Here is a 14,808-nt window from a genome sequence, read left to right as displayed (position 1 = left end):
TCCGTTCTGGTTGCTGTTGCGTACGTAGAGCCGGATGTTGGTGGTGGCGACGTTGGCCGACGGTCGGTAGACGACCGGCGCCGCCGTGTTGATCGCCTGGTAGGCCATGATGTCGATCCAGGCGTTCTGGCCGGCGCGTGAGCCCGGTTTCGGCAAGGCAGCCGTCGATGAGGTGAGGGCGGTGCTGGATGCCGGTCCCGCATCAGCATCACCGACGTCCCCCTCGGGCACGCCGCCCACGCCGTTTGGACCGTCAGCGGGGGGAATCCGCTGAAAACTTGCCGGACGCATCGACACCGTCCACGGCCTCACAACCGAGGCCTCCCCGCCACCGACCAGCCAACCACCACCAGCGACCGCCGTCCCACCCCGACAAGATCACCACCAGAGTCACGGCATTGACTCTAGTGGGCCGTGGAACCGACAACACCGGTCCTCGGGCGCGCGGGTAGGCCGTCCAGGGCCGGCTGAAGTCGTCCAGAGGGCAGACCGAACCACCTTGTTTGCCTGCAGGCCGGCTTCACCACCATCCACGCGGAGCCACGTTCACACGTCACCATCGAGGCGCACGTTTCCGCCCTTTCCCGATCTGGGACGCCGAACGGCACGCTGGCACACCCGACCCGGCTGCTACCGCTTCCGGGAGGTCACCTGAGTGTGGTCCCGGCTCGTCGTCCGACAGGGGGTAAGCCGCTTACGGCTTGGGTGCGGGTTGCTCCCCCGAGCCCCGGACGATGAGCCGGGTGGGAACGGTGATGGTGCGAGCGCGGGAGCGGTCGCCGTCGAGCCGGGCCAGGGCGGTGACCGCGGCGCTGCGGCCGAGTTCTTCGGGGTCCTGGGCGACGACGGTCAGGGCCGGTTCGAGGGCTTCGGCGAGTGATACGTCGTCGAAGGCGACGACGGCTACGTCCTTGCGCTTGCCGCGGGCGAGTTCGGCGACGATGCCGAGCGCCATGATGTTGTTTCCGGCGAACAAGGCCGTGGGAGGATCGGCCAGTTCGAGGAGTTGGGAGGTCGCGGCCTCGGCTCCCGGCTGGTCGTGTGCGCTGGCGACCAGGGAGCGGTCGTAGGGGATGTCGGCTTCTTGCAGGGCCGCGCGGTATCCGGCGAGGCGTTCGCGGCGGGTGTACAGCTTGACGGGCAGGTCGCCGACGAATCCGATGCGGCGGTGCCCGTGGGCGATGAGGTGGGCGACACCGTCTTGGGCCCCTGCACGGTTGGAGCTGACGATGCTGTCCGTGGACAGGCCGACTCCTGGTCGGTCGAGGAAGACGATGGGCAGCCCCGCCGTACGGTGGGACTTGAGGGGGGAGTGGTCGGCGCCGACGGACGGCACGACGATCAGGATGCTGACGCGCCGGGCGAGGAACTTGGCCGTCAGGGCGCGTTCGCGGTCGGGGTCGTCGGCGGAGGAGCCCATGAGCAGGGTCAGTCCGCGTTCGCCGACGGTGTCCTCGATGGCGCGGGCCACGGTTCCGAAGAAGGGGTTGGCGAGGTCGGGGATGACCAGGCCGATGGTGGTGTCCGGGCCGCCGACGCGGATGTTGCGCGCCATGAGGTTGGTCTGGAAGCCCAGCTTGGCCACGGCGGCGAGTACCTCTTCCCGCGTCTGCGGCGAGACGGGTCCGTCCTCGTTGAGGACGCGCGAGACTGTCTTGGCGCTGACGCCGACTTCTCGTGCGACGTCGGCCAGGGTGGGGCGGCGGTTCGCTGCCATGGAGGAAACAGTCTCCTGTGCTCGTCGGTTCCGGCCGCGGCCTCGGCCGGAAGCCGTGAGAGCGGGGTTGTGCTGTCAGGTGGCCTGGACTCCGGCGGCCTTCGCGGCCTCCGAATCTGCTACGACAGTAGCTCCGGCCTCATCGACGGTGAGCGCGCCGGTCATGATAGCGACGACCTCCGCCATGGAGTAGTCGGAGGGCTTGATCACCGCGGCGCGTCGGCCCAGTCGGTGGACGTGGATCCGGTCGGCGATCTCGAAGACGTGCGGCATGTTGTGGCTGATCAGGACCACCGGCATGCCCTTGTCGCGGACGCGGCGGATGAGGTCCAGGACCTGGCCGGACTCCTTGACGCCGAGGGCGGCGGTGGGTTCGTCCATGACGACGACGCTGCGGGCCCAGGCGACGGAACGGGCGACCGCGACGGCCTGCCGCTGTCCGCCGGAGAGGGTCTCCACCGACTGGGTCAGCGAGCGCAGGCCGATCTTCAGGTCGGCCATGTGCTCGGCGGCCTCCTTCCGCATCCGCTTCTTGTCCAGCATGCGGAAGACACTGCCCAGGACACCGGGGCGGCGCAGCTCGCGCCCGAGGAACACATTCGAGGCGATGTCCATGGAGGCGGCCACGGCGAGGTCCTGATAGACCGTCTCGATGCCGTGGGCGCGTGCGCTCTGCGGCCCGGAGAACTGGATCGGCTTGCCGTTGAGGCGTATCTCGCCCGCATCGGGGGTCACCGCGCCGGTGAGGGCCTTGATCAGGCTGGTCTTGCCGGCTCCGTTGTCGCCGATGACGGCGAGGACCTCGCCGGGCAGCAGGTCGAAGTCGGCGCCGTCGATGGCGGTGACCTGGCCGTAGCGCTTGACCAGACCGCGGGCCTGCAGCACAGGGGTGGGGGAGGAGGTGGTGGTCATCGGGCCTTCTTCCGGGAGAGCTGGTCGATGGTCACCGCGAGGATCACCAGGACGCCGGTGATCAGGGTCTGGTAGATGGACGCGACGCCCATCAGCTGCAGGCCGTTGCGGAAGACGCCGACGATGAGGACGCCGATGAAGGTGCCCAGGACCGAACCGCGTCCGCCGAAGAGGCTCGTGCCGCCGAGGACCACGGCCGTGATGCTGTCGAGGTTGTCGGTCTGTCCCGCCTGGGGGTCGCCGACTCCCGTGCGGGAGATGAGCAGCAGGGCGGCGATGCCGTAGAGGACGCCGGCCGCGGTGTAGACGCCGATGGTCAGTCGGGAGGTGCGGATGCCGTTCAGCCGTGCCGCTTCCGGGCTGTTGCCCAGTGCGTAGACGTGCCGGCCCCAACTTGTGTTACTCAGCGCGTAGGCGAGGAGGAGGAACAGGGCGATGGTGACCAGCGAGCCGTAGGTGATGTCGGTCTTGCCGAGCGGGAAGGTCTGCCCGAGCGCAGTCAGCGGGCCCGGCAGGTTGGTGACCGTCTGCTCCTCGGAGTAGATGTGGGTCAGCGCGAACGCCACGTTGAGCATGCCGAGGGTGACGATGAACGGCGGCAGCGGGATCTTCTGCACCAACGCCCCGTTGAGCAGCCCGAAGCCGCCGCAGACGGCCAGGCCCAGCGCGATCGCGGCGAGCGGGGGCAGGGAGCCCTCGGCCGCCATCTTGGCGATCACGATGCTGCCGAACGCCATCACCGCTCCGCAGGACAGGTCGATGCCCGCGGTGAGGATGATCAGGGTCTGTCCGATGGCGAGGGTGCCGACGACCATGACCTGCTGCACGATCAGCGAGAAGTTCCCGCCGGTGAGGAACTGGTCGCTCGAGACGGAGAAGAAGGCGCAGGCCAGGAGGAGGGCGACCAGCGGGCCGGTGGTCGGCTGGGTGAGCAGTCGGCGGGCCGTGGTCGGTGCTTTGAGCTCGGCGTACGGCGTGGACGTGGAGGGTGGCGTGGACGTGGCAGTCATGCGAGGTCCTTGTCGGAAGACTCAAGTCCTTGTCGGTCCTTGGCGGACGGCAAGAGACGAGGGGCGGCCGTCCCCGGTCGGGGAGGAGGGGCCGGCCGCCCCGCTGAGGGGTTTCGAACGGCGGCAGCTACTACGGCGGCTACGGCGGCAGCTGGGGTCGGCGGCTCAGCCCCAGCAGTTCTCCAGGCCGAAGGCGGTGTCCTTGGAGGTGACCCCGTCCTGCGCCTTGTCGGTGATCAGCGTGACCCCGGTGTCGGTGTAACCAGACGCCTTCTTGCCATCCTTGGCATACGTCACGACGGCCTTGACGCCCTCGGCGGCCATCTTCAGCGGGTACTGCTGCGAAGTCGCGGCGATCTTGCCGTCCTTGACGGCCTGAGTGCCGGTGCAGCCGCCGTCGACCGAGACGATCAGCACGTCCTTCTCCCGGCCCTTGGCCTTGAGCGCGGTGTACGCGCCCAGCGCGGCCGGCTCGTTGATGGTGTAGACGACGTTGATGTCGGGCGACTTCTGCAGGCAGTTCTCCATCGCGGTCTGGCCCTTGGCCTGGTCGCCGCCGGTGTCCTGGGCGCAGACGACGTCCTTGTCGGTGGCGCCGAAGCCCTTCAGGAAGCCGCTGTGCCGCTGGACGCCGACAGAGACGCCCGGCGCGAGGTCGAGGGTGGCTATCTTCGCCGACTTGCCCTTCATGGCGGCCTTGGCGTACTCGCCGATCAGCTCACCGGCCTTGACGTTGTCGGTGGCGAAGAGGGCGTCGACCGCGCTTTCCGGGTCGGTCGGGGTGTCGAGGGCGATGACCAGGACACCCTTGGCCTTGGCCTTCTCGAGGGCCGGCACGATCGCTTTGGAGTCGCTCGGGGTGATCAGGATGCCCTTCACGCCGGCGGCGACCATGTTCTCGATGGCGGTGACCTGACCGGCGTTGTCGCCGTCGAACTTGCCTGCCGCGGTGGACAGTTCGACACCGTTCTCCTTGGCGGCCTTCTCCGCGCCCTCCTTCATCTTCACGAAGAACGGGTTGGTGTCGGTCTTGGTGATCAGACCGACCTTGACGCTGCCCGAGCCGGTGCTCGCGCTGCCCGATTCGGATCCGGATCCACAGGCGGTCAGGGCGAGGGCTGCGACACCCGTGCAGGCGGCGGCTCTGAGCAAGGAGGAGGGCAGACGAGAGATGCGTGACATGAACGACTCCTGCGGGATTGCGGGCGAGCGGCCGGCATCGGGGCATGCCGTCCCGAAGTGTCATCGTTGACTTATGTCATCGTTGACACTGCTTGGCCAGGATGATGGACTCCATCTCCAGGCAACGTCAATGCCTTGCACCCGTCACAAATCGGCAACGCCCGCAGCCGTCTCCCGCCCGAAGCCATTCAGCGACTGCCCGCGACCTGCCCGTTTTGCCGGCGCGTTCCAAGAAAAGAGCAGCCCATGACCCCGCCTCAGATCACCGTCCTGGGAGAGTGCGTCGCCGACGCGTTCACCGAACCCGCAGGTACCCGGAACGAACTCGCCCTGCGGGTGCTGCCGGGCGGCGGACCCGCCAACACGGCGGTTGCCCTGGCCCGCCTTGCCACCCCGGCCCGCTTCCTCGCGCGGCTGTCCGGCGACGTGTTCGGCCGTCTCTTCCGGGCCCACCTGGAGGCATCCGGGGTGGACCTGTCGTACGCCGTCGAGGCCGCCGAGCCGAGCACGCTGGCCGTGGCCGAGCTGGACACGAAGGGCCAGGCCACGTTCTCCTTCCATGCGCAGGCCACCGCCGACTGGCAGTGGACGAGCGCGGAACTGGCCGGGGTGGACCTGGCCGACACCGCTTGCGTACACACCGGATCGCTGGCCCTGGTCAAGGAACCCGGGGCGGTGGTGGTGGAGGACTTCCTGGCAGCGGCCGGCCCCCGGGCCACCATCAGCATCGACCCCAACGTCCGCCCGCTCCTGGTGCACCCCGAGGTCTACCGCGCTCGGCTGGCGCACTGGTGCGGCCTCGCGGATGTGCTGCGGCTGAGCGAGGACGACCTGGAACTCCTGCTGCCCGGGACGCCGCCCGAGCAGGCGTGCGACACCTGGCATGCGGCGGGGGCGCGGCTCGTCGTGATCACGCGCGGCGCCGATGGCGCCCTGGCCTCACTCGACGGGGAACGGGTGCAGGTCCCCGCAGTGGCGACGCAGGTCGTCGACACAGTCGGTGCGGGGGACTCGTTCACCGCCGGACTGCTGCACCACCTCGGCACCCGCGGACTCCTCGGCGGCAGGCTGACCGACCTGCGTATCGGCGATGTCGAGGCCGCCTGCCTGTTCGCCACGCAGGTCGCGGCCCTGACCTGCTCGGTCGCCGGCCCCAACCCGCCATGGGAGAGCCAGTTGGCAAGGTTCGCGACGGAAAAGACCGTCGCCCAGCACCTCGACTCCACTCACTGACAAGGACCCGAAACCATGACGAAAAGCCTGCTCGCCGAGTTCACCGCCCGAGAGGGAACGGAGGACGAAGTCGCCCGCCTGATCCGGGACTACGCCCTGAAGGTGCACGCGGAGGAAGGCAACCTGGCCTTCGACGTCTACACCAAGGCGGCCAACCCACGCGCCTACTGGATCTTCGAGGTCTACCGGGACGAGGACGCCTTCCAGACGCACCTGAACGCCCCGTACGGCGGTCCGTTCAACGCCGCCCTCACCCCGCTGATCGAGGAGGACGCCTCCGTCCTGACGTTCCTCGATCCGCTGGCCACGCATCCGTGACGAGCGTTGAACACCGGCGGCGACGCGGAGCTGGAGCGCGGGGAGATCGACTGCAAATCCACTCGCCCGCCCACCTGATCACCGCTAGCGTGCGTGAGGTGATGAAGGCCGACGATGTGTTGTCCATCCTCGCCGTGCTGCGGAACGCGGACGTCGACATCTGGATCGGCGGTGGCTGGGGCATCGACGCCCTGGTCGGCGAGCAAACCCGCCGGCACCGTGACCTGGACCTGATGCACCGCAAGAACCAGGAAGCGGCCGTCGTGGCGGCTCTCGCGGACGCCGGGTTCGTCGAGACCCTCGACTGGCGTCCCGTGCGGTTCGTCGTCACCGACCCTCACGACCGGGAGATCGATCTTCACCCTCTGATCTTTGCTGAGGACGGATCCGCCGTGCAGGCGTCACCCGACCCCGAGCACCCGTTCACCTATCCCGGCTCGTGCTTCGTCACTGGCACGATCCTCGGGGCGACCGTCCCGTGCCTGTCGCCCGAGCAGCAGGTCTACTTCCACCAGGGCTATGAACCTGCTGATCACGACCGTCGCGACATGGCCCAGCTCCGGCAGACCTTCGGGATCACCACCCACTTCTGAGCAGTTCTCCAAGGGCACTCGCCCCTCGAGTCACACCAGTGTCAGCCGCGCGCCGGCAGCCGCTCCTGGCCGGCCGGCGCGCGGACCCGCGGCGCGTCACCGCCAGATGGACTTCAGCTGCCACGCCCGCATCTGGTCGAGGGTGGCGGTGCCGCCCTCGGCGAAGACCTCGACGCCGGTGCTGGAGGGGTCGGGGAAGATCTGGTCGGTGATCACGGCCTCGCCGTTGCCGCCGAAGACTTCGACGGACGACCAGTCGACGAGGATACGCAGCTTGACCTTGCCGTTCTTGGCCTTCAGGGGTGCGGTCTGGACGCCGGGGAAGGTGCTGTTGAAGTCGACGACGCCGGAGCGGGTGCGGTCGACGTACAGCTCCTCGGTCGTGGTGTCGTAGCCGATGACGGTCTCCTCGCCGCCCGCGCCGGTGCGCACCTTCAGGCCGAACCGGTCGGCGTCCTTGAGGGAGAAGGTCGCCTCGATGTCGAGCGCCCTGCCCTTGGCCGTGGGGCCGATCAGGGGCTTGGAGGTGCTCTTGACGGTGACGCCGGTCGCGGTCGCCGGGCGCTTCTGCCGGAGGGATTCCAGGCTGCCCACCGGCTTGCTGGTCAGCCGGACTTGGCCGTCGACGGTGCGCAGGGCCATCTCCCTCGGAACGCTCTGCGCGCCGCGCCAGGGGGAGGTGGGGACGGACTGGCCGTAGTCCCAGTTGTTCATCCAGCCGATCATGTGCCGCTTGCCGCCCGGTGCGTTCTCCCATGACACCGCCGCGTAGTAGTCCTTGCCGTAGTCGGCCCAGTCGGCGCGCTGTACGACGGACTTGGCGGGCTTGTCAGCCTCGGTGAACTGGTCGGCCATGACGTGGCCCCAGCCGGCGGTGTTCATGTCGAGGATCTGGATCCGCGCCTTCTTGCCGGCGTACGGGCGCATGTCGAAGGACGCCCAGTCCAGGGTCTCGCTGTCGGCGCCGGTCGCGCTGCGGACGACCTTGCCGTCGACGAGTAGATTGACGGACGTCTCCTGGGAGACCGGCTGCGCCTGGGTGTCGGACAGCACGATGTGGTCGACGTTGAGGTGGCCCCAGCCACCGCTGTTGTTGTCGACGATCTTAATCTGCGCCTTCTTGCCGCCGAGTTCGCCGACGTCCCACGAGGCCCAGTTGAGTGCCTCGCCGTCCTTTCCGGTGGAGCTGCGGACGACCTGGCCGTCCACGAGGAGCTCGACGGCGGTGGGGTTGTCGGAGTCGGCCGGGTGGTTGCCGCCGCCGATGAGGAAGTTGATGTGCTTCTTGTCGAGGGTGAGCTCGGGCGACGTGAGTGTGCCGGTGGCCGAGTCGCCGTTCAGGAAGGTGTTGACCAGCCCGTCTCCCAGGAAGCCGGAGACCTGCCCCTGGTCGGGGAGGGTGCCGGTGGCCGGCGCGGTGCCGAAGGCGTCTCCGGTCTTCGTCCAGTCGCGGTAGGTGCCGCCTTCGAAGTCGGCGAGGACCGTGCCCTCGGGCGGAGTCCTGTCCATGACGGTTCCGGCCTCGTGCGGATGCCGCCCGCCACCGACCTTGAAGTTCAAGTAGGGGCTGTCGACGGTGAATTCGGGCGAGCTGAGGGTGCCGGTGGTCCCGTCACCGCCGTGGAAGCTGTTGGCGAGGCCCTTGCCGTCGAAACCGGTGACGGCTCCCTGCCCGTCCACCGCCCCGGCTGCCGGTCCCTGGCCGAACGCGTCCCCGGTCGTCGTCCACTCACCGAAGCCGGCGCCCTCGAAGTCCTGCACGACCTCGCCGGCCGGCGGGGTGTAGGTGCCCTTGTCGTCGGCGGTGAACTTCTTGCCGTCGAAGTCGCCGATGAAGTACTGGGCGGCCGAACCGCCCGCGATACCACCGGGGTTGATGTTGACGACCAGGACCCACTTGATGTTGTTCTTGTCGCCGTCGACCGCCAGGGGGAACAGGTCGGGGCATTCCCACACGCCGCCCGTCGCGCCGGCCGGTCCGAAATCGCTGAGCAGGTCCCAGTCCTTGAGGTTTTTGGACGAGTAGAACCGCACTTTGTGCTCGGCGGACAGCGACACGGTCATCAGCCAGCTCTTGGTCGGGGCGTGCCACTGGACCTTGGGGTCGCGGAAGTTGTTGGAGCCGATGTCGATGACGGGATTGCCCTGGTACTTGGTCCAGGTGCGGCCCCGGTCGGTGCTGTAGGCGAGCGACTGGGCCTGCTTGCCGCCGTCCTTGTAGGCGCTGGTGTAGATCGCCACCATGGGCGGGTTCTTCTTCGTGCCGAAACCGGTGGTGTTGTTCCAGTCGACGACCGCGCTGCCGGAGAACACCATCTCCTCGGCGTCGTGCGACAGGGCGAGCGGCAACTCCTCCCAGTGCACGAGGTCCTTGCTCACCGCATGCCCCCAGGACATGTCGCCCCAGGAGTTGCCGTTCGGGTTGTACTGGTAGAAGAGGTGGTACTCGCCCTTGTAGTACACGAGGCCGTTGGGGTCGTTCATCCAGTTCTTCTCCGGAGTGAAGTGGAACTGGGGTCTGTAGGTCTCGGTGTACGGCGGGGTGTCGGCCGCGACGGCCTGCGGGGCGAGCGGCGCGGCGGACAGGGCGCAGACCGTCGCCACCGCCGCCATCAACCGCATGCGGGCATGCCGGGATACGCGTGCAGAGCTCATGGTGTCTCCTTGCCTGCGGCCGTCCGCGCAGCGGTGACTGCGGCTCCGGCACGGACGGACCGAAAAGTGACGCCCTGTCGGCGCCGACGTCCACGGCACTGACCAGGGGTGTCATCGTTGACTTATGTCAGCGATGACATCAGGTGCCCCGACAATGAAGCGCAGTCCGGCCAGTGCCGTCAACGGTGCGGGCGCGATTGTTTCGGTACGGATCGGCAGGCCCTCAGGCGTCACCGCTGGTCGCGAACCGCGCCAACTGGTTCGGGCATGGCGGGTTGGGGCCGGTAAACGAGCAGGTCAAGGGGGCGACCGGATGGTGAACCGGCAGGATTCCGCGACAACGTCGAGACCGAGAACGGCCAGTGAACGAATTGTTTCCGGGGTGTTGACCGGCCGGGTCTCTCGATGCTTCACTTCCGGAACCGGTACCGAAACCGGTTCCGGGACTGCTTCCGGTACCGGTTACACAGGTCTCTGTACGATCGTCCCTTCGGTGCGGGAGGGAAATCTTCCGCCTCTGCAGGAAGGGAGGGGAGGTGACATGGGAGTCACTATCGCCGACGTGGCCTCGCGGGCCGGCGTCAGCAAGACGACGGTCTCGCGGGTGCTGAACGGCAAGGGCGAGATCAGCGAGGACACCGTCTCGAAGGTCCGCAAGGCGATCTCGGAGCTCGGCTATGTGCCGAGCGCGGGGGCCGTGGGGCTGGCACGCGGCACGACGCAGATGATCGGCATGCTGGTCCCTGATCTGGCCTGGGTCTGGGCCGGCATAGTGCAGGCGGTCGTCGAGACGCTGGAGGCCGAGGGCTTCGGGCTGCGGATGCTGACCGTGAACGGCGGTGAGGAGTCACTGCGCAGGCTGGGCCTGCAGGTCGCTGCCAAGTCGTTCGACGGGCTGCTGGTGATAGAGCCCGAGGGGGCCCTGGCGGCCATCACGGAACTGCACGAGGCCGGACTGCCGGTGGTGCTGATAGATGACCGCTTCCAGCGGCCGGGATTCCCCTATGTGGCCACCACCAACCGGGAGGGCGGTGAGCAGGCGGCGCGCCACCTGCTGGACCTCGGTCGCCGTCGCCCTCTGGTGGTGACCGGTCCTGATGAGTTCGGCTGTACTCAGGAACGGCTGGGCGGCTTCGTCGACGTCTATGCACAGGCGGGGATCGAGCTTGACCCGCGCAGCATCATCTGCGGCGACTTCTTGTTCGACAGCAGCCGGAGCGCGGTGGCGCAAGCTCTCGCGGACGGCGTGGAGTTCGACGCGGTCTTCGGTCACAACGACCCCTCGGCGGCCGGCGTGCTCGCGGCCTTGCACGAGGCCGGCCTCAAGATTCCGCGGGATGTCGCCGTGGTGGGGTTCGACGACGTCGAGGTGGCGTCGTACACCTATCCGGCCTTGACCACCATCCGCCAGCCGATGCGGGAAATGGGTGAGGCAGCGGCGCGTCTGCTGCTCGATCACGTGCGCAGATCGCCCGAGGCCGCCCCGTCGCGCATCATTCCCACCAGCCTTGTGATCCGCGGCTCGACGTTACAGTCGAGCTCGAACTGACGCGACGTCATCACGATGCGTACGTGATGGCGCCTCGCAGCCGGGCGGTGCGTCAACCGTGACGCACCGCCCTCCGTCTCCTTGAAACCTCGGCGACCCACTTCGGCCTCGCCTTCCTCGCAACCATGGCGGCCGCACACGCGTTCATGCGGCACCGCCCACATGCACCCTTCCGCTCGCGCGTTCCCGATCCGGGACACCGAACGGCGCGCCTGGCCCACCCCGCCCGGCCCCTACCCACTCCGCGTCGGATGCTCCAGCCGCGCCCTGCGGCTGACCGCCGATGCCGCTGTCACCGCAGACGGTCCCCACCCGTGCGCCGGCCCATCCGGGCGTCCGCCCGCTCTCACCCTTAGCCCCCGCGCCTGTATCGCTCAACGGCAAGGAGCCGCATCATGCGTATCACTACCCGTCACACGGTCAGAACCATCCAGACCCTGTGCGTCACCGTCACGGCAGCCCTGGTGGCCACCGGCTGCGGCCGGAGCGAGGACTCCGGCCCCAGCAACGACGCACCCGCCAAGGTAGCCGCGGGCAAGGCCAAGGGGACGGTGGTCATGTGGTCCATGGGTGACCCCGACGAGGACCTGAAGGAGCTGGCCAAGAAGTTCGAGCAGGAGAACCCGGACGCAGACGTCAAGATCACCGCGGTCCCGTGGGACGGCGCCCACGACAAGCTGACCACCGCGATAGCCGGCGGCAACACACCGGACATGTCCATGGTGGGCAGCACTTGGATGGCCGAGATGGCCGCCTTGAACGGCTTCCAGGCCACCCCGACGTCGATCAAGTCGTCGGACTTCTACCCCGGCCAGTGGGACACCACCAAGTACAAGAACACCTCGTACGGCGTCCCGTTCATCGCCGACACCCAAGCGGTCTACTACCGGACCGATCTCACGGCGAAGGCCGGCATCAAGGGCGCCCTGGCCGGCGACTGGGACGGATACCTGAAGGACCTCAAGGCCATCCAGGCCACCGCCGGCAAGGAGAACCCCAAGCTGCGCCACGCCAGCGGGCTGGTGATGGGCTTCAACTCCTGGATCTTCTGGCTGCCGATGGTCTGGCGGCAGGGCGGTGACATCTACGACGCCAAGACCGGAAAGTTCACCTTCGACACGCCCGAGGCCGCCAGGGCGCTGGAGGAGTACGCGAGCGTTCCGAAGCAGGGCCTGGTGCCGACCGACAGGGCGGACAACGTACAGGCCTTCCAGGACGGACTGACCGCCGTCTACCAGGAGGGCGCGTGGGCCGGCGGCACCTTCCACAAGGACTCCCCGCAACTGGACGGCAAGTGGAAGACCATGCCGATGCCGTACACCAAGCAGCCCGCCGGGTTCGCCGGCGGCACCGATCTGGCGGTGTTCAAGGAGGCCAAGAACCCCGACGCGGCATGGAAGTTCGCCCAGTTCCTGATCGAGCCCGCCAACCTCGCGACCTATTCCAAGGCCACCGGCAGCCTGCCTCCTTCGCCCCAGGCATGGACCGAGGGGAAGCTGACCGAGGACGAGAACCTGAAGGCGTTCGCCGAGCAGCTCGAGGTCAGCAAGGCGCCGCCCGCCATCACGACCTGGCAGCAGATCGCCGACACCATCGACTCCGAACTGGAGAAGCTGACCCTCGGCAAGGCCACCGTCGCCGAGGTGCAGAAGACGCTGCAGTCCAAGGCCACCAGCATCGGCACGGGCCGCTGAGCGCCACCGCCATGAGCACCCCTCGTAGGGACGGATGACATCCATGTCCACGAATACGCTCCCCGGGCGGGGCGACACCGGCAAGCAGAACACCGGAGGGCCGGAGCGGAGTGCCGATCGCCGACGCCTCACGTTCCGGAGCCCGGCGCGCGGCAGGCAGGCCCGGGCCGCCTGGCTCCTCGCCGGGCCCTTCCTCGCGCTGTTCGCGGCCTTCATGCTGCTGCCGGTGGCGTGGTCGCTGCTGATGAGTTTGACCGACACTCAGAGCGCCGACCTGCGCACCCCTTTGAACGTGTCGTTCGTCGGCTTCGACAACTACGTGCGGCTCTTCCAGGACGAGCAGTTCTTCACGGCCCTGCGCAACACGGCCGTGTTCGTCCTGGTGGCCCTGCCCCTCACCCTGGCCGCCGGGCTCGCCGCGGCGGTCGCACTCAACAGCGGCATCCAACGCTTCCGGGCCGTCTTCCGGGTCGGCTTCTACCTGCCGGTGATCACCAGCATCGTGGCCGTCGCCGTGGTGTGGAAGACGCTCCTCGAACCTCGCGCGGGACTGGTGAACCTCGTCCTGGGCTGGTTCGGGATCGACGGCCCTGCCTGGCTGGCGGACACCCGCTTCGCTCTTCCCGTCATGATCGTGATGGCGGTGTGGCGCAACCTGGGCACCGTCATGATCATCATGCTGGCGGGTCTGCAGTCCGTGCCCCATTCCCTGATGGAGGCGGCCGAACTCGACGGCGCCGGGCCCTGGCAGCGGTTCTGGCGCGTCACCTTCCCGCTCCTGCGCCCCGCCCTGCTGCTCACCGCCGTCACCACCGGCATCGGCTACCTGCAGTTCTTCGACGAACCGTTCGTCATGACCGACGGCGGACCGCTGGACTCCACCCTCTCGGCCACGTTGTACGCCTACAAACAGTTCGGCAACGGCAATTACGAGATGGCGTCGGCCGCCAGCTACGTCATCTTCGTCCTCATCGTGGCGCTGACCGTGCTGCAGTTCCGCGTGCTGCGAGACAAGGACTGACGACCCATGAGTACCCTCTCCACCCTCCCCACGGCACAACCGGGCACGGACCGCGTCCTCAAGCGTCGCCGCATCCGCCGGACCTGGGGCCAGCCCTGGCTGTATCTGCCGCTCGCCGGCGCCCTGCTGCTGATGATCGCGCCGTTCCTGTGGATGCTGTCCGGCTCCTTCAAACCCGAGGCCGACATCCGCAGCGTCCCGCCCGTCCTGCTCCCCACGCCGCCCACGACCGCCAACTACGGTGAGCTGTTCAGCACGCTCGATTTCACGAGCATGTTCGCCAACTCCGTGATCGTGGCCCTCGCCGTCACCGCCGGGAACCTCATCTTCTGCTCGATGCTCGGATACGCCCTGGCCAAGCTGGAGTTCCGCGGACAGCGCGCCGTCTTCCTGCTGGTCATGGGGACGCTCATGATCCCTGGCCTGGTCACCTTCGTACCCCTGTACGTGCTGGTGTCCAACATGCAGCTGACCGGCTCCATGCTCGGGCTGATCCTGCCGTTCCTGGCCGGCCCCTTCGGGGTGTTCCTGATGCGGCAGTTCATCTCCACTCTGCCCGACGAACTCATCGACGCCGCCCGCGTCGACGGCTGCAGCGAACTGGCCATCTTCGCGAAGATCATCCTGCCGCTGACCAAGCCGGCCCTCGCCACCCTCGGGATCATCACCTTCCTCGGCTCCTGGAACAACTTCCTGTGGCCGCTGGTCGTGGCCCAGAACGAGAGCCAGTACACCCTCCCCGTCGGCCTCGCCCTGGCCAGCAGCGGACAGTCCTTCACCCGCTTCGGCATCCTGCTCGCCGGCGCCATGGTCGTCCTACTGCCGGTGATGATCGTCTTCCTCTTCTTCCAGCGCCAGTTCGTGGCCGGCATCGCCACCACCGGCCTGAAGTGAGGCCCCTGCTCCCACCCCGTCGCCCTGTGT

Annotated in this window: 12 protein-coding genes; 7 read left to right on the top strand and 5 right to left on the bottom strand. The window is 68.1% G+C overall.

Annotated features, from left to right (window positions below; genetic code table 11):
- Positions 1 to 694: 694 nt before the first annotated feature.
- From AB0I18_RS42460 to AB0I18_RS42445, 4 genes are all read right to left on the bottom strand, one after another.
- Positions 695 to 1,717, bottom strand: a complete 1,023-nt coding sequence (locus tag AB0I18_RS42460; RefSeq protein ID WP_363111121.1) for a LacI family DNA-binding transcriptional regulator — start codon at positions 1,715 to 1,717, stop codon at positions 695 to 697.
- A gap of 75 nt (positions 1,718 to 1,792) precedes the next feature.
- Positions 1,793 to 2,629: an ATP-binding cassette domain-containing protein gene (locus AB0I18_RS42455; RefSeq protein ID WP_363111119.1), complete on the bottom strand. Its 837-nt coding sequence runs from the start codon at positions 2,627 to 2,629 to the stop codon at positions 1,793 to 1,795.
- On the bottom strand, positions 2,626 to 3,639 hold the full coding sequence (locus AB0I18_RS42450; RefSeq protein WP_363111118.1) for an ABC transporter permease: 1,014 nt from the start codon (positions 3,637 to 3,639) through the stop codon (positions 2,626 to 2,628). The genes AB0I18_RS42455 and AB0I18_RS42450 overlap by 4 nt, the downstream gene beginning before the upstream one ends.
- A 165-nt stretch (positions 3,640 to 3,804) precedes the next feature.
- Entirely contained in the window at positions 3,805 to 4,821 is a 1,017-nt protein-coding gene (locus tag AB0I18_RS42445; protein ID WP_363111117.1) for a sugar ABC transporter substrate-binding protein, read from the bottom strand.
- A 246-nt stretch (positions 4,822 to 5,067) separates the two neighbouring features.
- On the opposite strand from AB0I18_RS42445, the gene AB0I18_RS42440 reads away from it, so the two are divergent.
- The 3 genes from AB0I18_RS42440 to AB0I18_RS42430 all read left to right on the top strand — a co-directional run bounded on the left by AB0I18_RS42440 (position 5,068) and on the right by AB0I18_RS42430 (position 6,965).
- Complete coding sequence (locus tag AB0I18_RS42440) at positions 5,068 to 6,054, top strand: carbohydrate kinase (RefSeq protein ID WP_363111116.1); 987 nt, start codon at positions 5,068 to 5,070, stop codon at positions 6,052 to 6,054.
- Between the two features lie 15 nt (positions 6,055 to 6,069).
- Positions 6,070 to 6,372, top strand: coding sequence for a putative quinol monooxygenase (locus tag AB0I18_RS42435; protein WP_363111115.1), 303 nt, complete (start codon positions 6,070 to 6,072; stop codon positions 6,370 to 6,372).
- 101 nt (positions 6,373 to 6,473) lie between these two features.
- Positions 6,474 to 6,965: an amino acid transporter gene (locus tag AB0I18_RS42430; protein ID WP_363111123.1), complete on the top strand. Its 492-nt coding sequence runs from the start codon at positions 6,474 to 6,476 to the stop codon at positions 6,963 to 6,965.
- Between the two features lie 96 nt (positions 6,966 to 7,061).
- Here AB0I18_RS42430 and AB0I18_RS42425 read toward each other — a convergent pair whose 3' ends face one another.
- Positions 7,062 to 9,620, bottom strand: a complete 2,559-nt coding sequence (locus AB0I18_RS42425; RefSeq protein ID WP_363111114.1) for a GH32 C-terminal domain-containing protein — start codon at positions 9,618 to 9,620, stop codon at positions 7,062 to 7,064.
- 541 nt (positions 9,621 to 10,161) lie between these two features.
- Between AB0I18_RS42425 and AB0I18_RS42420 the strand changes: the two genes are divergently transcribed.
- The 4 genes from AB0I18_RS42420 (at position 10,162) to AB0I18_RS42405 (ending at position 14,778) form a co-directional block, all read left to right on the top strand.
- Entirely contained in the window at positions 10,162 to 11,169 is a 1,008-nt protein-coding gene (locus AB0I18_RS42420; protein ID WP_363111113.1) for a LacI family DNA-binding transcriptional regulator, read from the top strand.
- A 395-nt stretch (positions 11,170 to 11,564) separates the two neighbouring features.
- Positions 11,565 to 12,863, top strand: a complete 1,299-nt coding sequence (locus tag AB0I18_RS42415) for an extracellular solute-binding protein (RefSeq protein ID WP_363111112.1) — start codon at positions 11,565 to 11,567, stop codon at positions 12,861 to 12,863.
- Between the two features lie 43 nt (positions 12,864 to 12,906).
- A complete protein-coding gene (locus AB0I18_RS42410) occupies positions 12,907 to 13,884 on the top strand; it encodes a sugar ABC transporter permease (protein ID WP_363111111.1) in 978 nt (325 codons plus the stop codon).
- 6 nt (positions 13,885 to 13,890) lie between these two features.
- Positions 13,891 to 14,778 carry a carbohydrate ABC transporter permease gene (locus AB0I18_RS42405; RefSeq protein ID WP_363111110.1) on the top strand — a complete coding sequence of 296 codons (888 nt, stop codon included), beginning with the start codon at positions 13,891 to 13,893 and terminating at the stop codon, positions 14,776 to 14,778.
- Positions 14,779 to 14,808 lie beyond the last annotated feature (30 nt).

The organism is Streptomyces sp. NPDC050704 (assembly GCF_040654355.1).
GTDB lineage: Bacteria > Actinomycetota > Actinomycetes > Streptomycetales > Streptomycetaceae > Streptomyces.
Note: the sequence above shows the minus strand (reverse complement) of the source record. Positions and strands in the feature narration are given on the sequence as shown.